Genomic DNA, 20,614 nt, shown 5'->3' with positions numbered 1-20,614 from the left:
CCTCACTCGCCGGAACCCAGGAGGGCGCGCAGCAGCACGGCCTTGAGGGCGAAGGAGCCCTCGGCGGCGACCATCTCGCCATCGGCGACGCCCTCGCGGACCTCCACCCAGTCGGTGCGCTGGAGGCCGAGCTTCACCGCCCGCCGCTCGAACGCGCCGTCGGTCCGCTCCACGAAGACGATGGGCCCCTCCTCGGTCTGCTGCACGGCGCCCGCGGGGACGGTGACGCCGCGCCGGCCGAGGTCGGCGGTGATCTCGACGGTGACGTACATGTTGGCCTTCAGCGCCCCGCCGGCATTGCCGATCTCGACGCGCGCGAGGGCGGTGTTGGTGGCCATGTCGAGGGCGGGGTTCACGGAGGCGACGCGCCCCGCGTAGCTGCCGTCCAGCACGCCGGGCGCCGCCACCACGGCCGGGTCGCCCGCCTTGACGAGCGAGATGTCGTCGCCGAACAGATTGGCCTTCACCAGCACCTGGGAGGGATCGGCGACGGTCAGCGCGTCGCGGGTCGCGTCCACCACGTCGCCGAGGGTGACGCCGAGATCCACCACCACGCCGGAGATGGGCGAGACGATGGCGCTGGTGCCGGGCTCCTCCCCCGGCGGCGGCGCCAGCCGCTGGTACTGGGCGGCATAGAGGTCCACCTGCGCCTTCGCCGACTGCACGGCGGCGCGGGCCTTGGCCGCATCCACCTGCCGCCGCTCCAGGTCGATCTGGGCCACGCGCCCGCTCTGGATGAGGACATTGCCCCGGTCCAGCGCGGTCTCGGCGATCTTCTCGCCCACCTGCGCCTCGGCCAGCGCGGCCTGCGCGGCGGCGAGGCCGTTGCGCGCGTCCAGCACCCCGCTCGCGTCGAGGGTCGCGAGCACGGCGCCTGCATTCACGGTGTCTCCGGGGCGCACGGCGAGGGAGAGCACGCGGCCCTGGGTGCGCGCCTTCACGCGGGCGATGCGCCGCTCGTCGAAGGCCACCGTGCCGGGCGTGCGGACGATCTTGCGGATGTCCCGCGCTTCCGCCGGGGCGGTGGCGATGCCGAGGTCGCGGCGGGTCGCCGCGTCGAGGGTCACGAGACCGGGGTCGGGCACGGGCGTGGCCGCGATCGGCTCCGCCGGCGCCTCCGCCGCCGTGAGGGGCATGTCATGGGATGCGGCCATGCCGAGCGCAGCCAGGGCGATGACGCTAACGGCGCCGCGAATAATGTTTTTCATGCCCATGTGTCCCAGGATGCGCAGATGTTCAGCAGCGGATGGCGCGTGAAAGCTTTCATGCGATTGGCGCATGAACCCGCAGAAACGAGATGGTCTTGCGCTATGAAAGGCGTCACTTCCGCAAGTCGTCCATATCCATGGGTTAGAAGCCATGGCGCGCGGCGAAGCCATTAAATTCGAGTTTAGAGTTATCTCCCGCGGGAATGCGCTATGACTGTTTCCATGAGCCGGGCGGATGGGCGGGAGAACCCGGCGAGGGACGCGCGTGATGGCGAAGGTGCTGTTGATCGAGGACGACCGGGAGACGGCGGAGGAGGTGCTCGGCGACCTGCGCGGGCGTGGGCACGAGGTGCATTGGGCCGCCACCGGCCCCTCCGGCCTCGACCTCGCGCGGGAGCGCGCCTGGGACATTCTCGTCACCGACCGGCTCTTGCCGGGGCGGGACGGGCTGAGCGTGCTCCAGGAACTGCGGAGCGAGGGCGTGCGCACCCCGGCGCTGGTGCTGAGCGCGCTCAGCAGCGTGGACGAGCGCATTCGCGGGTTGCGGGCGGGCGGCGACGATTATCTCGTCAAGCCCTTCGCCTTCGCCGAGCTGGCGGCGCGCATCGAGGCCCTCCTGCGGCGGCCGGCCGAGCCGAAGGAGACCCTGCTGCGCGTCGGCTCCCTGGAGCTGGACCTGATCTCCGCCGCGGCACGGCGCGGCGAGCGGGAGATCGACCTGCTGCCGCGCGAGTTCCGGCTGCTCGAATATCTGATGCGCCGTCCGGGGCAGACCATCACGCGGGCGATGCTGTTCCAGGACGTGTGGAAGTATAATTTCGTGCCCAAGTCCAACCTGGTGGATGTGCACATCGGCCGCCTGCGCCACAAGCTCGACGCTCCCGGCGAGCCGAGCCTGATCGAGAATGTCCGTGGCGTCGGCTTCGTGTTCCAGCCCGATGCGTAGGCTCCTGAAGACCACTGCTTTCCGCTGGGCCTTCGCCATCGCCGCGTGGTCCAGCCTGCTGTCGCTGGTGCTGTTCGCGTTCGTCTACTGGCAGACGGTGTCCTTCGCCCGCGAGCGGCTCGACCATCTCGTGCTGCACGAGGCGGGGTTCGCCGCGGAGGCGCCGGCCGAGGCGGCCCACCGCCTGCAGATGTGGCTGCAGGAGGACTTGCACAGCGTGCGCTTCGCCGGCCTGTTCTCGGCCGAAGGCGCCCCCCTGGCCGGCAATCTCGGCTATTTCCCGCCGGACCTGCCCGTGGACGGGATCGCGCGCCGCATCCAGATGACGGTGCAGCTCGGCGGGCAGGACATTTCAGAGGAACTGCGGGCGGTCGCGGTGCGTCTCGACGACGGGCGGCGGATCGTCGTCTCCCACGACCTCGACGAGGTCCAGCGTGGCCGGGGCGTCATGCTGCGGGCACTGGCGCTGGCCATGGGGCCCATGCTGCTGCTTTCCGTCGTCGGCGGCGTCTTCCTCGCGGCCCAGGCGCGCAGGCGGGTGGGGAAGGTGGAGGCGGTGCTCGCCAAGCTCATGCGCGGCGACCTGCGCCACCGCCTGCCGGTGAATGGCACCGGCGACGAGTTCGACCGCCTTTCCGCCGGGGTCAACAGGCTGCTGGCGGAGATCGAGCGGCTGATGGACGAGGTGCGCGGGGTCGGCGACAGCATCGCCCACGATCTGCGCACGCCGCTCACCCGCCTGCGCGCGCGCCTGGAGCGCAGCCGCGACGGCGCGCGGAGCGTGGAGGAATTCCAGCAGGCCATCGACCAGGCCCTGGTCTGGCTCGACCAGACCCTCTCGCTCATCACCGCCGTGCTGCGCATCGGCGAGATCGAGCATGAGCGTCGCCGCGCGGCCTTCCATTCTTTCGATCTCGGCCCGATGCTGCGCGAGGTGGCGGAGCTCTACGAGCCGACGGCGGAGGAGAAGGCGATCCGCCTCACGCTGGACACGGCGGACGGAGAGGCGGCGATCACCGGCGATTGCGACCTGATGTTCGAGGCCGTGGCCAACCTCGTGGACAATGCGGTGAAGTTCACGCCCGCGGGCGGGACTGTCCGCCTGGGCCTCGGCACGCGCGCCGGCGCGCCGGTGATCTTCGTGGAGGACACGGGGCCGGGCATTCCGCCCGCGGAACGCGCGGAGGTCTTCAAGCGCTTCTACCGCTCCGCGCCCGAGCGCCACAGCGATGGAAACGGGCTCGGCCTCAGCATCGTCGCCGCCATCGCCGGGCTCCATGGCTTCACCGTCGGCGTCGTCGAGGCGCCCGGCGGGGGCTGCCGCTTCGAGCTTTTCTGCCGGCGCTCGCCCGCCGGGGACCTCGACGGATCGTTCCGGCCGGCCGGCGTGGATGGCGCCGAGGCTGACGGTATCGGCTCGGCCGAGGTCCTGCGGCCGCACCGGCTGCCGTAGGCCCGGGGCGGCGAGGTCCGGTCCATGCCCCGTGGCGGGCGGTGCGGCCTCCGTTGCCGCCGTTTCGGAGCTTTCTTGATCCTAAGGCGAGCTTGAAACGTATCTCGGGAGATGGATAGGCTAGGGCCGCCGCCGGCTCGCGCGAGCCGGCGCAACGCCCCCACGGCACCCGCAAGAGGTGCCGGCGGGCGGGGACGAGCCCGGATGGATCGCAGAGGTCCGTTGCGCGTGGTCTCGTCCCGGAGGGATGGGAGCACGCCATGTGGGGATTTCCGGGCAGGAGCACGGCCAGGATCGAGGCCGCCGTCGCATCGGCGCAAGCGGGCGCGGCCGAACAGCGGGATGGCCAGGGCAAACCGGCGGCCGACGAAGCCGCGACGGCGGAGCCGGCGGCGCTGCGTGCCGATGCCGACCTGATCGGCCTGCTGGAGGCCGACATCCGCCGCGCGGAGGCCCGGCTGGCGCGTGCCGGCGCCGACATGCGCGCCAGCGCCGCCGCCGGCGTGCGCGACATGGCGCGCATCCGCGGCGATGCCGAGGAGATGACGGCCGAGACCGCATCGGCCAAGGAGAATGCCGCCGGGCTCGCCCGCGCCATCGGCGCCTTCGCGGAAACCACGCTGGAAATCGGCCGGCAGGCCCAGGTTTCCGGCCGCCTTGCGGGGGAGGCCGAGGCCGCCAGCCGCGACGTGAGCGCCGCCACCCAGGAGCTTCACGGCGCCATCACGCAGATCCAGGCCATCGTCGCGCTCATCGCCGACATCGCGCGCCAGACCAACCTCCTGGCGCTGAACGCCTCCATCGAGGCGGCGCGGGCGGGCACGGCGGGAGCCGGCTTCGCGGTGGTGGCGAACGAGGTGAAATCGCTGGCCGGCCAGACCCAGAAGGCGACGCAGGACATCTCCCAGAAGATCGACCGCCTCGCCCTCGCGGCAAAGGCCAGCGATCAGGCCATCGGCCGGATCGGCACCACCATCGCCGAGATCAGCCCGGTGGCGGCCCGCGTGGCCGATGCCGTCGCCGGGCAGGCGGACACCATGGATCAGATCCATCGCAGCGCCGAGGGTGTGGAGCGCTTCGCCGAGACGGTGGCCTCCCGCGCTCTCTCCATCAGCGCCGCCACCGGCGCCGCCGCCGAAACCGGCGCCGAGATCGAGCGCAGCACCGGCGAGGTGGCTGACGGCGTGCGGGAGATGGCGCGCCATCTCCTCAGCGTGCTGCGGCAGACCGCCATGGGCGATCGCCGCCGGTTTGAGCGCTGGCCGGTGGAGATCCACGGCCGTGCCAGCTTCGCCGGCTCCAGCCAAGGCGCGAAGACGCTGGACCTGTCGCAGGGCGGGGTGCTGCTCGCCGCGCTTTCCCCCGCGCCGGCGGTGGGCGCGCCGGTGCGGCTGGAGCTGGGCGGCATGGGGCTGCTCGCCGGCCGGGTGGCGGGCATCAGCACGCTCGGCTGCCATGTCGCCTTCGACGACTGCGAGAATGCGGGCGTCAAGGCGCGCCTCGCGGCGCTCGCCGCGGAGGCGGCGCCTGCCATCGCCCGTGCGAGCGCGGGGGCGGAAAAGGTGCGCCTCGTCCTCGAAGAGGCGCTGCGGAACCGCCTGATCTCGCAGCCGGAGCTGTTCGATACCCAATACCGGCCGGTGCCCGGCTCCGATCCCCAGCAGGTGACGACCGCCTCCCTCCCGCTGCTCGAAAGGCTGCTGCCCGCCGTGGTCGAGGCGCTGGTGGAGGAGGACCGCAGCCTGGCCTTCTGCGTGGCGGTGGACATCAACGGCTATCTGCCGGTGCACAACGCGCGCTATTCCAGGCCCCAGCGGCCGGGCGATCCCGCCTGGAACAACGCCAACAGCCGCAACCGCCGCATCTTCGACGATCGCGCCGGCCTCCTGGCCGCGCGCAACACCAAGCCCTATCTGGTGCAGGTCTATGCCCGGCAGATGGGCGGCGAGGTGGTGATGATGCGCGAGGTGGATGCGCCCATCTTCGTCGCCGGCCGCCACTGGGGCGCGTTCCGCACCTCCTACAAGCTCTGATCGCGGGGCCGCTCGCGATATCTCACGGCGCTCGGGCGCGCTGCGGTGCCGGCCGAGGCGGGGCCGATCCGGCAGAAGGGGCGCCGCGCGGTCGGGAAGTGCCGCTACGCCACCCGCGCGAGGCTCCGGTTGAGCGCGCGCACGGCCCATCGCCGCCCGTCGAAGCGCAGGTCGGTGAGGCTCAGCGGCTCCACATCGATCCGCCAGAAGGCAGCCGCCGGCGCATCGAGCGCGAGAAGGACGGCGCATCGGATCACGGCCGCATGGGTGATGGCGAGCGTGTGCCCACGCCCGCCGCTCTGGCTCTCCATCCATGCGGAAAGGCGCGCCCGGAGGTCCGCCAGGGTCTCGCCGCCACGGGGCGGGCGGATGTCGTCCCGCATGAACGCCTCGAGGGCCTCAGGCTCGGTTGCCGCGATGTCGGCGATACCGCGTCCGGCCCACGGGCCGTGATCCAGCTCCGCGAGGGCGGGCTCCGCGCCGGCCTCGATGCCGAGGGCATCCGCGGTCTGCCGGGCGCGCAGGGCGGGGCTCATGAACGCGCGGTCGTGGCGAGGCAGGCACGCGGCCAGCCCGGCGAGTCCGGCCAGGGCCTGCGATTCGACCGGCTCGTCCGCCGGGAAGGCGGCCCGGCGCATGGCCAAGGTGGGGGCGTGGCTGAGAAGCGTGAGGCGAAGCATGGCGTGCAAAATGCCATGATGCAGCACCGCGATGCCACATTCCGTTGACACGCGGGCGTGCCGGCGCCTAGCTTGGATTGTCGAATGCGGATTGGAAGCCGGTGAAATTCCGGCACGGTCGCGCCACTGTAGATCGGGACCTCCCTTGTCGTCCCGAAAGTCAGATCTGATCAGCGCTCGACCATATTCACCCAGCGGGACGCGTCATCCCCGGAGTGCGCCATGTCCGATCTTGTCCTGAAGCCTGCCGTCCACCCCGCTCCCATTCCGGTGGGCGAGATTCTGCCGTGGGCGGTGTTCGCCGGTCTCATCCTCCTGCTCGCCATCTATTTCGTCGGCGCGGAGGAGGGAGCCACCTCCCTCATTTCCGGTTCCTACGTCCACGAATTCGTGCACGACGGGCGTCATCTCCTCGGCTTTCCCTGCCACTGAGGAGCGCGTCATGGTCGGAAATCTTCTGCTGCGTGGCATGCTTGTCGGCGTGGTCGCGGGCCTTCTCGCGTTCGGGTTCGCGCGGGTTTTCGGGGAGCCCCCGGTGGCGCACGCCATCGCCCTGGAGGAAGCCGCGGGCCTTGCCAAGGGCGAAGCGCCCGAGCCGGAGCTCGTGAGCCGCGAGATGCAGGCGGGCCTTGGCCTGTTCACCGGCGTCGTCACCTTCGGCGCCGCCCTGGGCGGCCTGTTCGCCCTGGTCTTCGCCTTCTCCCAGGGCCGCCTGACGCACCTTTCGCCGCGGGCGACCGCGGGCCTTCTGGCGCTGGGCGGCTTCGTCGCGCTCGTGCTGGTGCCGGGGCTGAAGTATCCGCCCAATCCGCCGGCGGTGGGCGATCCCGAAACCATCGGCCTCAGGACCCAGCTCTACTTCGCCATGCTGGTGGCCTCGCTGGTCGCCGCATCCGCTTCTGTGGCGCTCGGCCGCCGGCTGCATGCCGGGCTCGGCACCTGGAACGCCGTGCTCGCCGGGGTCGCGGCCTATGGGCTGCTCGTGGTGCTGCTGCAGGCCGCGCTGCCTTCGGTCAACGAGGTGCCCGAGCAGTTCCCGGCCACGCTGCTGTGGCAGTTCCGCCTCGCCTCCCTGGGCATCCAGGCGATCATCTGGACCACGCTGGGCCTGCTGTTCGGATACGTGGCGGAACGCTACCTCGCCAACGCCCGCCCCGGCTCCGCGCGGCTCACCTCCGTGGCTGGCGCGCGCTAGAGCAATTCCAGCGAAAGTGCGCCGCGGTTTTGCGTCCGGAATTGCGTCAAGCCAATAAGTTAGAGCATTTCCGGCGGATCGGTTTTCGCCGGAAATTCTCCAGCGCGTTCCCGGTCGGGGGAGGCTGAAGCTCCGCCTGCGTACCATCGGCTCACGGCCTGCGCGATCGCCGTGAGCGGATGGTGTCCTCTGTTGCGGACCCGATAAGCCTCGTCCTTCACCCGAGATTGGACGTCCCCTGTTATGAAGAAGAGCGGAGCCGATGCGGGCGGCAGGCGCGCTGGCGCATGTGCCCGGCGGCTGGCGGTGCTCGTCGTGGCGCTGCTGGCGCCGCTTCAGGCCCTCGCGCACCGGGGGACCGCGCCGGGCGACCGCAGCGGCCTTGAGATCGCCGGCGTCACCCATGGCGAGATGGCTGTCATCGCGGGCTTCGCGCCGGCCATCCGCGCCGTGGCGCAGAACCAGACGCGTACCGACCCCACCTTCCGGCGGCTCGCGAACTTCGCCGCGCTCCAGCGCACTTATTGCCTCTGGGGCCTCATGCCCGGCAGCGTGAGCGACGAGGACAGCCCCTTCAACGCCTGCATGCACGCCTATCTTTCGGCGCTGCGCGCGGTGCTCGTGCACATGCGGGACATGCCGGGCCGGCAGGATGCGGCCCTGCAGCTCGACCAGGAGATGACGCAGGAGCTGGCGCGCCACGCCGCCTTCAACGTCATCTGCCAATACAGCAGCGAGAGCTTCAACACGGCCCAGGTCATCATTCCGGAATGGCGGGACATCGCCCGCCATCCGCCGAGCCTGCTCGCGGCCGGCGCGGTGGCGGCGATGCTGGGCGCTGCCGGGGCGGCGCTGTTCCGCCGGCCGCGCGCCCGCTGAAATGCCGCTGCTCCGCCGCCGCCGGGGCGCTCAGCCGCGCCGCAGCAGATAGGTATCCATGATCCAGCCGTGCCGCGCGCGGGCGGCGGCGCGGGTGGCGACGATGCGGGGGGCCGCCTGCGCCAGCGGGCCCGCCTCCAGCACCTGCTCGGGCATGCCGAGGAACGCGCCCCACCAGATGTGGAGGCCCTCCGGCTCCAGCCCCTGGAAGCTGCATTCGCCGTCCAGCATCACCACGAGGGTGTCCGCGCCCTCGGGCCAGCCGTGGTCGCGCAGGCGTCGGCCGGTGGTCACGGTGACGGGGCCGTTCACGGTGTTGAACGGGATGGCGTGGGCGGCGGTGAGCGCCTGCAGCGCCGAGATGCCGGGGACCACCTTGATGCGCGGGCGCGGATCGAGCCGCGATGCGATGCGCAGGGTGCTGTCGTAGAGCCCCGGATCGCCCCACACCATCAGCGCCACGGGGCCGTCCGGACGCGCCTGCGCGATGGCCCGCCCCCAGATGGCGGCGATCTCGTCGTGCCAGCGCCGCACGCGCTCCAGATAGGGCAGGCTCTCGTCGCGGACGGGCATGTCGAATTCCGCAACCGGCGCCGTGCTGCCGCAGTCGGCGAGGATGGCGCGGCGCAGGTCCGCGAGGTCGGCCTTGTCCGGTCCCTTGCGGGGCACGAGTACTAGGGCGGCCGCGCGCAGGGCCCTCTGAGCCTCGCGTGTCACGTGGTCCGGATTGCCGGTGCCGATGCCGATCAGCCAGAGCTCAGTCAAAGCCCACTCCCAGTTCCGCGAGCGGGCCGTAGACGATGAGCGCGGGCCTGGGGCTCACCGCGCCGGCGAGGCGCTTCGCCAGGATGGCCACCGTGAGGCGCTGGAGCGCCTGCTCCGGCGTGCCCACCGCCTCCGCCAGAAGGGCAGGCGTGTCGCCCGGCAGGCCGCGCGCCAGCAGCGCCGCCGCGAGGGCCGGGAAGGTGCGCTGGCCCATGAACACCACCGTGCAGGCCCTGGGATCGGCCAGCGCCGCGAGGTCGATATCCTCCGGCAGCCCGCCGTCCGCATCGTGCCCGGTCACGAACTGCACGCGCCGCGCGGTGAGGCGCCGCGTCAGCGGAATGCCGCAGGCGGCGGCCGCCGCGCAGGGCGAGGGCACGCCGGGCACGATCTCGTGGGTGATGCCCGCCGCCCGCACCGCCAGCAGTTCCTCCTCCAGGCGGCCGAACAGCCCGCCGTCGCCGGATTTCAGGCGCACCACCCGCCCGCCGGCGCGCGCATAATCCACCAGCAGCCGGCTCACGTGATCCTGGCGGGGGGAGGGGCGCCCGGCGCGCTTGCCCACGCCCACCAGATCGGCGCCGGGCCGGGCGAGGGCGAGGATGGGCCCCGCCGAAAGGTCGTCGAACAGCACCGCGTCGGCCCGCTTCAGGCGGTCCGCGGCCTTGAGGGTGAGAAGCTCGGGGTCACCGGGGCCGGAGCCGACGAAGCTGACGAAGCCGCTCACGGGCGCTCCTGTGCGATCAGGTGGAAGAAGGTTCCGCTCACGGGCCCGCGGCGCGAGCCGGTCTCGGCCACGGCGGCGCCGTCGGCGTCGGCGACGCGGGCGAGCGGCGCGTCGGGCTGCGCGAGGATGCTCGAATAGTGGAATTCGTGGCCGCGCAGGATGGCGCCTGCCGCGAGCCCCGGCATCGGCGCCAGCAGCTCCGCCCGGCGGTAGCCGAGATGGAGCTTGCGCGCCTCATAGCTGGTGACGAGCCCGAGCAGCCCCGCCATGGCGTGGCGCGTGCCCTCCTTGTCGATGAGCGCGGCGCCGAGCACCATGTATCCGCCGCACTCTCCGTGAACCGGCCGGGTCCGCGCGTGGTGGCGCAGCCCTTCCAGGAAGCGCGCGGCGGCGGCGATGCGCCCGGCGTGAAGCTCGGGATAGCCGCCGGGGAGCCACACCAGGTCCGCCGTGGGATCGGGCGGCTCGTCCGCGAGCGGCGAGAAGGGCAGGATTTCCGCCCCCGCCGCCCGCCACCCCTCGAGGAGGTGCGGGTAGGCGAAGGAGAAGGCGGTGTCCCGCGCCAGGGCGATGCGCTGGGCCGGCGGGGAGGGCAGGGGACTGGACAGGGGACCGGGCGCCGGCCTTGTGGCTGCGCGAGCGGCGGCCCTGATGGCGGGAAGGTCCGCGTGGGCGCGCAGGAAGGCGGCGTAGCGCGCGATGGCGGCTTCGAGATCGGGGTGCTCTGCCGCCTGGATGAGGCCGAGATGCCGCTCGGGCAGCGTGAGATCGCCTCGGCGGGGCAGGGCGCCCAGCACCGTGAGGCCGGTGCGCGCCATGCCGAGCCGCACGAGGCGCTCGTGTCGCGGGCTCGCCACCCGGTTCAGGATCACCCCCGCGAACGGCACCTCCGGCGCATAGGCGCGGAAGCCGAGCGCGGTGGCGGCGGCCGACTGGGCCTGCCCGCCCACGTCCAGCACCAGGATCACCGGCCAGCCCATGGCCTGCGCCGTCTCCGCGCTCGCCCCGAAGCCCGTGAGGCCGCGTGTCGCGACGGCATCGTGCAGGCCCATGGAGCCCTCGGCGAGGCACAGGTCCGCCCCCCGCGCCCGCGCCGCGATGGCGCCGAACAGCGCGCCGTCCATGGCCCAGGTGTCGAGGTTGAAGGAGGCGCGGCCGCAGGCGGCGTGGTGGAAGCCGGGGTCGATATAGTCCGGCCCCGACTTGAAGGGCTGCACGGCGAGCCCGTCCTCCGCGAGCGCGCGCAGCAGGCCGAGCATCACCGTGGTCTTGCCCGTGCCCGAGGAGGGCGCGGAGACGAGGAGGCCCGGCGGCAGGCCCTGGTGGTGGGCGTCACTCATCGTCCGGCGTCCATTCGGCCCAGGCGCTGCCGGCGGATTGGGGGCGATAGCGGCGGTCGTAGTCGGTCGCGTAGAGGCGGCTTTCCGCGAAGCCCCGCGCGGCCAGCGCCGGCCCCACCAGGATGAGCGCGGTGCGGGCGATGCCGCCGCCCAGCGCGGCTTCGATGGTGGCGAGGGTCGCGCGGATGATCCGCTGGTCCGGCCAGCTCGCCCGGTAGACCACGGCCACCGGGCAGTCGGGCCCGTAATGGGGGGCCAGATCGGCCGTCACCTGGGCGATGTTCTGGATCGAGAGGTGGATGGCGAGGGTCGCGCCGGTGGCGGCGAAGGCGGCCAGCGTCTCGCCCTCCGGCATGGCGGAGGCGCGGCCGGGCGTGCGCGTGAGCACCACCGACTGGGCGATCCCCGGCAGCGTCAGCTCCGCCCCCAGCGCCGCCGCCGCCGCCGCGAAGGCGGGCACCCCCGGCGTCACCGTATAGGGAATGCCGAGCGCCTCGATCCGCCGGATCTGCTCGCCCATGGCGGACCACACCGAAAGATCCCCGGAATGCAGCCGCGCCACATCCTCCCCCGCCGCGTGGGCGCGGGCCATCTCGGCCACGATGGCATCGAGGTCGAGGGGCGCGGTGTTGATGATCCTCGCGCCCGGCGGGCAATGGGCCAGCACCGCCTCGGGCACCAGCGAGCCGGCATAGAGGCAAACCGGGCAGGCGGCGATGAGATCGCGCCCGCGCAGGGTGAGAAGATCCGGCGCGCCGGGGCCGGCGCCGATGAAATGCACGCTCATTGCGCCTCTCCCCTCACAGCACCGCCCGCCATTGCACCACCGGATAGGCGGCCTTCCAGCCGCGCCGCTCGCCCAGGGGCGCGGCCTGCGCCAAAGCGATGCGCAGCAGCTCGCCCCCCAGGCGCGCCTGGGCCAGCGTCAGCGCCGCCTCGGATTCGAGTGTCACCGCATTGGCGACGAGGCGCGTTCCGGGTGGCAGGCGCGCTTCCAGGGCCGCCAGCAGCGCCGCGTCGAGGCCGCCGCCGATGAACACCGCCTGGGGCGGGGGCAGGCCCTCCAGCACCTCCGGCGCCGCGCCCTCCACCACCTGCAGCCGGTCCATCCCCAGCCGCGCGGCGTTGGCGCGGATGCGGGCGGCGCGGCCGGGCAGCACCTCGATGCCGATCGCCTCCATCCGCGGATGGCTCAGCAGCCACTCGATGGCAATGGAGCCCGAGCCGCAGCCGATGTCCCACAACAGCTCGCCGGGCCGCGGCGCCAGGGCCGAGAGGGTCAGCGCTCGCACCGGGCGCTTGGTGATCTGCCCGTCAGTGTCGAAGAAGTCGTCGGCGATGCCCGAGGCGCGTGTCACCACGGCGCCAGCGCCCGCCACCTCCACGCCGACGCAGACCGGGTGCGTGAAGCCCTCGGAAGGGAGAGCATCGGCGCTGGCCTCGCTCACCCGCTCGCGCGGGCCGCCCAGCGCCTCCATCACGTGCAGGCGGCTGGCGCCGAAGCCCTGCGCGCGCAGATAGGCGGCAAGCTCGCCCACCGCCGCGCCGTCGCGCAGCAGCACCAGGGCGCGGGCGCCGGGCGCGAGATGGGGGCGTAGCCGCGCGAGGGGCGCGGCGTGGAGGCCCAGGCAGGCGGTGCGCTCCAGCGGCCAGCCCAGACGGGCGGCGGCGAGGGAGAAGGCCGAGGGGCCGGGCAGGGCGCGCCACTCGCCGGGCGCGAAGGCGCGGGCGATGACGCTGCCGGCGCCGAACCAGAAGGGATCGCCGGAGGCCAGCACCGCCACCGTCCGCCCCCGCAGGGCGCGCAGCAAGGACAGGCCGTCATTGAAGGGCACCGGCCAGGCGATGCGCTCGGCCTTCAGGTCCGGCAGCAGGGAGAGGTGGCGCGGGGGGCCCATCACCACCTCGGCGGCGTCGAGCGCGGCGCGGCTTGCGGGTGGCAGCCCCTCCGGTCCATTTTCGCCGAGCCCGATGATCGTGAGCCAAGGAACCTCAGCCATGCGTCCCAACCTCCTGATCCTGGCCGGAACGACCGAGGCGGCGGCGCTCGCACGCGCGGTGGCCGGGGCGGGACTTTCGGGCACCGTCTCCTTCGCCGGGCGGGTGGAGCGCCTGCCCGAGCAGCCGCTGCCGCAGCGGATCGGCGGCTTCGGCGGGGTGGAGGGGCTCTCGGCCTATCTGCGCGAAAACCGCATCACCCATGTGGTGGACGCCACCCACCCCTTCGCCGCGCAGATGAGCGCCCATGCGGCGGCGGCCTGCGCCGAGACGGGCGTGCCGCTGGTGGTGCTCACCCGCGCGCCCTGGAGCGCCGTGGCGGGCGACCGCTGGCTCCGCGTGGCGGACATTCCCGCCGCCGTCGCGGCGCTGGCGCGGCCCGCGGCGCGGGTGATGCTCGCCGTCGGCCGTATGCACCTGCAGGAATTCGCGCCCAATCCCCAGCACTTCTACCTGCTGCGGCTGGTGGAGCCGCCCAAGGCGCCCTTCCCCTTCCCCGACCACCATGTGGTGGTGGATCGCGGGCCCTTCAGCGCGGAGGCGGACCAGAGGCTGATGGAGGCGCACCGCATCGACCTCGTGGTCTCGAAGAATTCGGGCGGCACGGGGGCCTATGCGAAGATCGCGGCCGCGCGGGCGCTGGGGCTTCCGGTCATCATGATCGACCGCCCGCCGTCGCGGGCGCAGGCCCGGGCGGAAAGCGTGGAGGCGGTGCTCGACTGGGTCGCTCATGCCGGCACCGCCCTCGGCGTGTAGACCAGCGGGCGTCCCGCGCGCGCGATGAGCCGGGTGGCGGAGGAGCCCACCAGCACCACGGTGCGCATGTCCGCCATCTCCGGGCGCGCCTGCGCCAGGGGCACGACGCGGATCTCTTCCTCCGGCGTGGTGACGGCGCGGGCGAAGATGACGATCCGGGAGGGCGCGCAGGCCGCGCGCAGCAGGTCGAGCACCCGCGCGAAGCCCTCGGGCCGGGCGCTGGAGCGCGGATTGTAGAGCGCCAGCGCGAAATCACCCTCCACCGCCAGCCGGAGGCGCCGCTCGATCAGGCTCCAGGGCTTCAGGTTGTCGGAGAGGTTGATGGCACAGAAATCGTGCCCCAGCGGCGCGCCGATGCGGGCGGCGGCGGCCAGCATGGCGGTGACGCCCGGCAGCACGCGGATGTCGAGCGCGCGCCAGGCCGGATCGCCCTGTTCCAGCGCCTCGAACACCGCCGAGGCCATGGCGAACACGCCGGGATCGCCGGAGGAGACCACCACCACGCGGCTCCCGCCGGCGGCAAGCGCCAAAGCGTGGCGCGCGCGCTCGATCTCCACGCGGTTGTCGCTTTCGTGCAGGCGCAGCCCGGCGCGCGGCGCCACGCGGCGCACGTAGGGGATGTAGCCCACGATGTCGGTCGCGGCATCGAGCGCCGCCGTCACCTCGGGGGTGACGAGGGCGTCATCGCCGGGGCCGAGCCCGGCGATGACGAGCCAGCCGCCCCCCGCGCCTGCGGGTCCGCCCATGGTCTGCGCTGCGTTCATGATCCCTGCCCGCCGGGCCGCTGCCCGTTCATGGCCGCCGCCCCCGCCCGTGGACGACGATGATGGAGAAATAGGGCGCGGCCTCGCCTTCCACCGCGCCGAGGGGGGTCACGCGCTCGCCGCTCATGCTGGCGTATTCCACCAGGATGGCGCGTTCCGCCATGCCGGCGGCGGCGAGGGCGCGGCGCACGCGGCCGAGGTTCCGGCCGATCTTCATCACCACCAGCGCGTCGGCCTCCGCCATGCGGCGGGCCAGCTCGGCCTCCGGCAGGGTGCCCGCGAGCACGGTGAGCACGTCGTCGCCCCAGGTCACGGGCGCGCCGGTGGCGGTCCAGGCCGCCGACATGCCGGTGATGGCCGGCACCACCTCGACCGGCACATGCGCCTTCAGGCGGGCGTGCAGGTGCATGAAGGAGCCGTAGAAGAAGGGATCGCCCTCGCACAGCACCACCACGTCCTCCCCGCCTTCCGCCAGGGCGCACAGATGCGCGCTCGCCTCGGCATAGAAGCCCGAGAGGAGCGCGTTATAGCGCGGATCGGCGAACGGGATCTCAGTGGTGATGGGATAGTCCATCGGATGCTCGCGCGCATCGGGGCGCACCATGCCCTCGACGATGCCGCGCGCCCGGCCGGCGAGGCCCGCCTTGCGGAAATAGGCCACATGGGCCGCGCCCCGCACCAGCCGGTCGGCGCGCACGCTCATCAGCTCGGGATCGCCGGGGCCGAGCCCCACGCCATAGACGGTGCCGGCGCTCATTCCGCGCGGCTCGCGATGGCGTTGACGGCGGCCACCGTGATGGCGCTGCCGCCGAGGCGGCCCTCCACCACCAGGCAGGGTGCGGGGCGGGCCGCCCACAACGCCTCCTTCGATTCCCGCGCGCCGACGAAGCCCACCGGGCAGCCAATGATGGCCGCCGGCCGCGGGCAGGCGGGGTCCTCCAGCATTTCCAGCAGGTGGAAGAGGGCGGTGGGCGCGTTGCCGATGGCGACCACCGCGCCTTCGAGGCGGGGCCGCCACAGCTCCAGCGCCGCCGCCGAGCGGGTGGTGCGCAGGCGCGCCGCGAGGGCGTGGACCTCCGGCTCGTGGAGCGTGCAGATCACCGGATTGGCCGCCGGCAGGCGGGTGCGCGTGATGCCCTCGCCCACCATGCGCGCATCGCACAGGATGGGCGCGCCGGCCTCCAGCGCGGCGCGCGCGGCGGCCACCACGCCGGGGGAGAAGCGGATGTGCGCTTCCAGGCCCACCATGCCGGCGGCGTGGATCATGCGCACCGCCACCTGCTCCTCTTCGGGGGTGAAGCGCGCGAGGTCCGCCTCCGCCCGGATGATGGCGAAGGAGCGGGCATAGATGGCCGCGCCGTCGGTTTCGTAGTCATAGGGCATGTGTCAGCCGCCGATGATCTCGGGCACCGCTTCGGGGGCGATTCCGCGGCGCGCGGGCTCGTCCCAGGGTGCTCCATGGGTGATGAGGTCGAAGGCGCCGTCGCGCCCCACCAGGGTAATGTCGGCGCGGCCGGGGAGGGCGCAGCCCTTGGCGCAGCCGGAGACGTGCAGCATGGCGCCGCGCGGCACCAGGGGCGCGAGGGCGCGGGCGAGCGCGCGGGTCGCCACGCCGGCCTGCGGACACCCCGGCGCCCCGGTGCAGGCGATGACGGCGAGGAGAGGATCGTCCGGCGCGAGGATCAGGTCCGGGGCGTCGCCCACGGGGCCGATGCCGCGCACGTCCGGCAGGTGGAGCATGCGGTAGGGCGTGACGCGCAGCACGCTGGCGCCGCTGCCGGCGAGGCGGCGCAGGTCCGGCGCCCGGAGCTGGCCGAAGGCCACCGCCACGTTGAGCCCGGCGCCAAGCTCCGTGGCCACGGGGCCGGGGCGCGGCGTCGGCGCCTCGGGATTGGGGCGCGCCTCGCCGGCGAATGCGGGGGGAAGCGCCGCCCCGGCTTTGAGGTACCCGCGCATGCGGCCGCGCCCGTCCGCCCCAACCCCGCCCGAGGCGAGGAACCAGCGGGCGAGATCCAGCGCCGCGCGGACCGCCTCTCCGTCATCCGCCGCCGTGCGTCCGCGCGCCATGCCGTCCGCCCGCACCAGGAGCCGCGCGCCCGCCGCCTCGATGCGGATGTCGCCGCTGATGCCGGCGAGCCGCCGGCGCGGCCCGGCATCCACCACGAAGCCGAACTTGGAGGGCAGGGCGCCGAATTCCGGCGCGGCGAGGCCATGCGCGAGCGCGCGGGCGCAGCGCGCCTGGATGTCGTCCGCCCCGAGCGGCCGGAACGGATCGGTCACGATGTTGCGCCGGCCCTCAGCTTCCGGGGCCGCATCCAGCAGGCCGAGGCGCGCCAGGGTCTCCAGCACTGCCGGGTGGCCTGCCGCCGTGACGCCGCGCAATTGCACGTTGGCGCGGCTCGTCAGTTCCAGAAAGCTGTTTCCGTGGCCCTCCGCCAGGTCCGCGAGTCCAAGCGCCTGCTCCGGCGTCAGCTCACCCAGCGGCGGGCGGACCCGCGCCACCAGCCCGTCGCCGGACGCCATGGGGCGATGGGCACCGGGGCACCAGCCCTTGATGTCGGGCGCGCTCATTCCACCGTTCCCAGCGCTGCGAGCACGGAGTTGCGGCGTGAGCGCCACAGCCCCGCCGCATGGAGGGCGGCGAAGCGCGCGCGCATGGCCGCATGGGCTTCCGGGTTCGCCTCCTCCAGGAAGGCGCAAACCTCGGCATCGCCCAGGGTCGAGTCCCAATAGAGATCGAAGAGATGGGCCGGCACCGCCCCGGCCAGATGGGCGAAGGCGGCCATGTTCTCCAGCGTGGCGGCGATTTCCGCCGCACCGCGGAAGCCGTGCCGGCGCATGCCCGCGATCCAGCCGGGATGGGCGGCGCGGGCGCGCACCACGCGGGCGATTTCCTCCGCCAGGGCGCGGGCGCGCGGGCGGGCGGGATCGGTGTTGTCGAGGTGGTAGAGCGCGCCGCCGCCGCCCGCGAGGTCCCGCGCCGCGGCGAAGCCGGCCTCGTGCGCCGCATAGTCCTCGGCGAGGAGAAGGTCGGTTTCCGGCAGGTCCTGGAGATGCACGAAGGCGTCGGCCCGCGCCACGCGCGCGCGCAGGCCTGCCTCGTCGCGGGTGGCCTCGGCCCCGTCGTGGGCGAAGGCGCTGGCGGCGAGCCAGGCCTCGCCCGCCGCGCGGCGGCCGTCCGCCGAATAATCCTGCAGCGCGCCGCCCATGCCGAGCCCGAAGCCGCCGGGGGCGGGGCCGTAGACGCGCGGCTCCGGCCGGCCCGCATAGGGGTTCCACTCCTGCTCGCCCTCGCGCGCGGCGAGCGCGCGCACCGCCTGCTGGAACAGCGCGGAGAGGGTGGGGAACACGTCGCGGAAGAGGCCGGAGATGCGCAGCGTCACGTCGACGCGCGGCCGCTCCAGCTCGGCGACGGGCAGCACCTCGATGCCGGCGACCCGCTCCGATCCCGCGTCCCACACCGGCCGCACGCCCATGAGGGCGAGCGCCATGGCGAATTCCTCGCCCGCCGTGCGCATGGTGGCCGAGCCCCACAGATCGACGATGAGGGCGCGCGGCCAGTCGCCCTCGTCCTGCATGTGCCGGCGCACCAGCTCCCCGGCGAGCCGCACGCCCTGGGCATAGGCCGCGCGGGTGGGCACCGCGCGCGGATCGGTGGTGTAGAGGTTGCGCCCCGTGGGCAGCACGTCCGCCCGGCCGCGATAGGGCGAGCCGGAGGGGCCGGGCGCGATGCGCCGGCCGTCGAGCGCGTCGAGGAAGGCGCGCCGCTCCGCCGCCGCCGAGGCGCGCGCATCGAAGGCGCCGGGCGCCGCGGGGGCGCGGCCGAAGACGTGGAGGCCGTCGCCGAACTGGCTCTCCTTGACGTCGCAGACGAAGCGGTCGATCCGTGTCACGGCCTCGTGCGGGGGCAGGCCGGCTTCGATACCCAGGTCGCGCTCCACGCCCAGGGCCTGGGCCTCGTCCCGGATGTCGCGGACGAGGCGGGCGCGCCGCTTCGGGTCGAGCCCGTCGGCGTTGGAGAATTCGTCGAGCAGCGCCTCCAGCCGCGCGAGGCGGGCCGGGGCGCCGGAGGGCCGCAGCGGCGGGGGAACATGGCCGAGCGTCACCGCGCCGATGCGGCGCTTGGCCTGCGCCGCCTCGCCGGGATCGTTGACGATGAAGGGGTAGATGACGGGCAGGGCGCCCGCCAGCGCCTCCGGCCAGCACGCCGCGCTGAGCGCCACCGCCTTGCCGGGCAGCCATTCCAGCGTGCCGTGGGCGCCGATGTGGACGAGGGCGTCCGCCTCCGCGCGCAGCCACAGGTAGAAGGCGACATAAGCGTGGCGCGGCACGCGGGAGAGGTCGTGATAGTCGCCATCCCGCCGCACCGGAAGGCCGCGCTCGGGTTGCAGGGCGACGATGGCCTTGCCCCGCCGGACAGCGGAGAAGGCGAAGCCTTGGGGGGTCATGTCCGGGTCGTCCTGCGGCGCGCCCCACGCCGTGTGCAGCTCCGCGCGCAGCGTTTCCGGCAGGCTGCCGAGCGCCGCCTCATAGGCATCGCGCGGCCAGTAAATGCGCCCTTCCGCGAGGGCGCGGGCGAGGGGCTCGCCCGGCGCCGCGTCGTATCCCTCAGCCGCGAGGTCGGCGAGCATCGCCTCGGCCGAGGCCAGGGGATCGAGGCCCACCGCATGGGCCATGTTCCAGGCGCGGCCCGGATAGGTGGAGAGCACCAGGGCTGGGCGCCGGGCATGCGCCGGCCGCGCCGCCAGCCGCGCCCAGGCGGCCACGCGGTCGGCGATGGCGGCGACGCGGCCGGGATGGGGGGCGTGGACCGCCCGCGCGTATTCGAGCTGCGGGTCGCGCTCCGCCGGCGCCTTAAACGAGGCGACCCCGGCGAAGATGCGCCCGTCCACCTCCGGCAGCACCACATGCATGGCGAGGTCCGCCGGCGAGAGTCCGCGCGCGGCGGCGCTCCAGGCCTCGATGGTCGAGGTCGCGAGCGCCACCTGGAACACCGGTACGCCCGCCGCGTCGAGCGGCGAGGCGCCGCCCTCCTGCCCCTTGTTTTCCTGCCGGCCCGAGAAGGCGGTGGCGTTCACGATGGCTGCCGGCGCGAGCGTGGCCACCTGCCGGGCGAGCCATTCCGCCGCGCCGGTCGCCTTCAGCGAGGGCGCGAACAGGCCCAGCACACGGAAGCCGCGTTGCCGCAGGGCCGAGAACAGTGCCTCCACAGGCGCCGTGTCGGCCGCCACGAGGTAGGAGCGGTAGAACACCACGAGCGCCAGCGGCGCGCCGTCGCCGCCGATGGCCGGTTCCGGCGCGCGCACGCCGTCCTCGGGCGTCCAGGCGCCGTAGGGCGGCAGCGTCTTCGCGCCCGGCACCGGCGGGGCATAGAGGCCGGCGGCCAGCGCCATCTGCGCCAGCGCCGCCTGGGCCGCGACCGCGCCGCCCGCGTCGCACAGCGCCGCCAGCCGCTCCAGCGTCGATCCCGGCACGGTGGAGACGGCGTCGAGCCGTGCGTCGGGCCGTCCGTCCGCCGGCAGCACCGCGAGCGCGATGCCCCTGGCGCGCGCCAGCGCCTCGACCTGGCTCACGCCGTAGGGCCAATAGGGCAGGCCGCCGATGAGCCGGACGAGGATGCCCCGCGCGCCGGAAAGGGTGCGCTCCACATAGGTGTCCACGGAGAGCGGGTGCCGCAGCGCGGCGATGTTGGCGAGCCGCAGGGAGGGCATGCCCCCCTCGCGCCCGCCGCCGCGCCGCCAGCCGGCCGCGAAGGCGCCGAGATCGGAATCGGAGAAGGACAGCACCACCAGCTCGGCCGGGCTCTGGCCGAGATCGGCGGGCGTCTCGGTCTCGTCGAGGCCGTGGCTTTCGCGGAAGACGACGTGCAT

General features: G+C 73.7%; 19 protein-coding genes and 1 riboswitch. Of the genes, 7 read left to right on the top strand and 12 right to left on the bottom strand.

Annotated elements, in window-relative coordinates:
- Positions 1 to 2: 2 nt before the first annotated feature.
- Positions 3 to 1,208, bottom strand: a complete 1,206-nt coding sequence (locus tag V5F75_RS18440; RefSeq protein WP_394035406.1) for an efflux RND transporter periplasmic adaptor subunit — start codon at positions 1,206 to 1,208, stop codon at positions 3 to 5.
- Between the two features lie 268 nt (positions 1,209 to 1,476).
- Between V5F75_RS18440 and V5F75_RS18435 the strand changes: the two genes are divergently transcribed.
- The 3 genes from V5F75_RS18435 (at position 1,477) to V5F75_RS18425 (ending at position 5,640) form a co-directional block, all read left to right on the top strand.
- Positions 1,477 to 2,154 (top strand): response regulator transcription factor, encoded by a 678-nt coding sequence (locus V5F75_RS18435; RefSeq protein WP_394035404.1) that lies wholly within the window; start codon positions 1,477 to 1,479, stop codon positions 2,152 to 2,154.
- On the top strand, positions 2,147 to 3,607 hold the full coding sequence (locus V5F75_RS18430; RefSeq protein ID WP_394035402.1) for a sensor histidine kinase: 1,461 nt from the start codon (positions 2,147 to 2,149) through the stop codon (positions 3,605 to 3,607). Before V5F75_RS18435 ends, V5F75_RS18430 begins: the two co-directional genes overlap by 8 nt.
- 260 nt (positions 3,608 to 3,867) lie before the next feature.
- Entirely contained in the window at positions 3,868 to 5,640 is a 1,773-nt protein-coding gene (locus V5F75_RS18425) for a methyl-accepting chemotaxis protein (protein ID WP_394035400.1), read from the top strand.
- A gap of 104 nt (positions 5,641 to 5,744) precedes the next feature.
- Here the strand turns inward: V5F75_RS18425 and V5F75_RS18420 are convergent, their stop codons facing one another.
- A complete protein-coding gene (locus tag V5F75_RS18420; protein WP_394035398.1) occupies positions 5,745 to 6,320 on the bottom strand; it encodes a histidine phosphatase family protein in 576 nt (191 codons plus the stop codon).
- A 66-nt stretch (positions 6,321 to 6,386) separates the two neighbouring features.
- Positions 6,387 to 6,541, top strand: a riboswitch (adenosylcobalamin (AdoCbl) riboswitch).
- Between the two features lies 1 nt (position 6,542).
- Between V5F75_RS18420 and V5F75_RS18415 the strand changes: the two genes are divergently transcribed.
- The 3 genes from V5F75_RS18415 to V5F75_RS18405 all read left to right on the top strand — a co-directional run bounded on the left by V5F75_RS18415 (position 6,543) and on the right by V5F75_RS18405 (position 8,394).
- Positions 6,543 to 6,752: a CbtB domain-containing protein gene (locus tag V5F75_RS18415; RefSeq protein ID WP_394035396.1), complete on the top strand. Its 210-nt coding sequence runs from the start codon at positions 6,543 to 6,545 to the stop codon at positions 6,750 to 6,752.
- Between the two features lie 10 nt (positions 6,753 to 6,762).
- On the top strand, positions 6,763 to 7,515 hold the full coding sequence (locus V5F75_RS18410) for a CbtA family protein (RefSeq protein WP_394035394.1): 753 nt from the start codon (positions 6,763 to 6,765) through the stop codon (positions 7,513 to 7,515).
- 243 nt (positions 7,516 to 7,758) lie between these two features.
- The gene (locus tag V5F75_RS18405; RefSeq protein ID WP_394035392.1) at positions 7,759 to 8,394 is read left to right on the top strand and encodes a hypothetical protein; all 636 of its coding nucleotides are present in this window, start codon (positions 7,759 to 7,761) and stop codon (positions 8,392 to 8,394) included.
- A 30-nt stretch (positions 8,395 to 8,424) separates the two neighbouring features.
- Here V5F75_RS18405 and cobF read toward each other — a convergent pair whose 3' ends face one another.
- Genes cobF through cbiE form a run of 5 tightly spaced genes read right to left on the bottom strand, consistent with a single transcriptional unit; the run spans position 8,425 to position 13,226 of the window.
- Entirely contained in the window at positions 8,425 to 9,159 is a 735-nt protein-coding gene (cobF, locus tag V5F75_RS18400) for a precorrin-6A synthase (deacetylating) (RefSeq protein WP_394035390.1), read from the bottom strand.
- Positions 9,152 to 9,886, bottom strand: coding sequence for a uroporphyrinogen-III C-methyltransferase (gene cobA, locus V5F75_RS18395; RefSeq protein WP_394035388.1), 735 nt, complete (start codon positions 9,884 to 9,886; stop codon positions 9,152 to 9,154). The genes cobF and cobA overlap by 8 nt, the downstream gene beginning before the upstream one ends.
- Entirely contained in the window at positions 9,883 to 11,202 is a 1,320-nt protein-coding gene (locus V5F75_RS18390; RefSeq protein ID WP_394035519.1) for a cobyrinic acid a,c-diamide synthase CobB, read from the bottom strand. Before V5F75_RS18390 ends, cobA begins: the two co-directional genes overlap by 4 nt.
- A 16-nt stretch (positions 11,203 to 11,218) precedes the next feature.
- Positions 11,219 to 12,013: a precorrin-4 C(11)-methyltransferase gene (gene cobM / locus V5F75_RS18385; RefSeq protein ID WP_394035386.1), complete on the bottom strand. Its 795-nt coding sequence runs from the start codon at positions 12,011 to 12,013 to the stop codon at positions 11,219 to 11,221.
- A gap of 13 nt (positions 12,014 to 12,026) precedes the next feature.
- A complete protein-coding gene (gene cbiE / locus V5F75_RS18380) occupies positions 12,027 to 13,226 on the bottom strand; it encodes a precorrin-6y C5,15-methyltransferase (decarboxylating) subunit CbiE (protein ID WP_394035384.1) in 1,200 nt (399 codons plus the stop codon).
- Between cbiE and V5F75_RS18375 the strand changes: the two genes are divergently transcribed.
- Positions 13,225 to 13,980: a cobalt-precorrin-6A reductase gene (locus tag V5F75_RS18375; RefSeq protein WP_394035382.1), complete on the top strand. Its 756-nt coding sequence runs from the start codon at positions 13,225 to 13,227 to the stop codon at positions 13,978 to 13,980. The genes cbiE and V5F75_RS18375 overlap by 2 nt on opposite strands.
- Here the strand turns inward: V5F75_RS18375 and cobJ are convergent.
- The 5 genes from cobJ to cobN are packed head-to-tail and all read right to left on the bottom strand — an operon-like array spanning position 13,953 to position 20,614.
- Positions 13,953 to 14,744, bottom strand: a complete 792-nt coding sequence (gene cobJ / locus V5F75_RS18370; protein WP_394035380.1) for a precorrin-3B C(17)-methyltransferase — start codon at positions 14,742 to 14,744, stop codon at positions 13,953 to 13,955. The two genes, V5F75_RS18375 and cobJ, sit on opposite strands and share 28 nt — an antisense overlap.
- A gap of 28 nt (positions 14,745 to 14,772) precedes the next feature.
- A complete protein-coding gene (locus V5F75_RS18365) occupies positions 14,773 to 15,501 on the bottom strand; it encodes a precorrin-2 C(20)-methyltransferase (protein WP_394035378.1) in 729 nt (242 codons plus the stop codon).
- Positions 15,498 to 16,127, bottom strand: a complete 630-nt coding sequence (locus V5F75_RS18360; protein WP_394035376.1) for a precorrin-8X methylmutase — start codon at positions 16,125 to 16,127, stop codon at positions 15,498 to 15,500. Before V5F75_RS18360 ends, V5F75_RS18365 begins: the two co-directional genes overlap by 4 nt.
- 3 nt (positions 16,128 to 16,130) lie before the next feature.
- The gene (gene cobG, locus V5F75_RS18355; RefSeq protein ID WP_394035374.1) at positions 16,131 to 17,315 is read right to left on the bottom strand and encodes a precorrin-3B synthase; all 1,185 of its coding nucleotides are present in this window, start codon (positions 17,313 to 17,315) and stop codon (positions 16,131 to 16,133) included.
- Positions 17,312 to 20,614: a cobaltochelatase subunit CobN gene (gene cobN, locus V5F75_RS18350; RefSeq protein WP_394035372.1), complete on the bottom strand. Its 3,303-nt coding sequence runs from the start codon at positions 20,612 to 20,614 to the stop codon at positions 17,312 to 17,314. The genes cobG and cobN overlap by 4 nt, the downstream gene beginning before the upstream one ends.

Origin of the sequence: Xanthobacter albus, from assembly GCF_043194895.2 — a bacterium.
Lineage (GTDB): Bacteria > Pseudomonadota > Alphaproteobacteria > Rhizobiales > Xanthobacteraceae > Xanthobacter.
The sequence above is the reverse complement of the archived record's forward strand: the minus strand, read 5'-3'. Positions and strand labels throughout refer to the sequence as shown.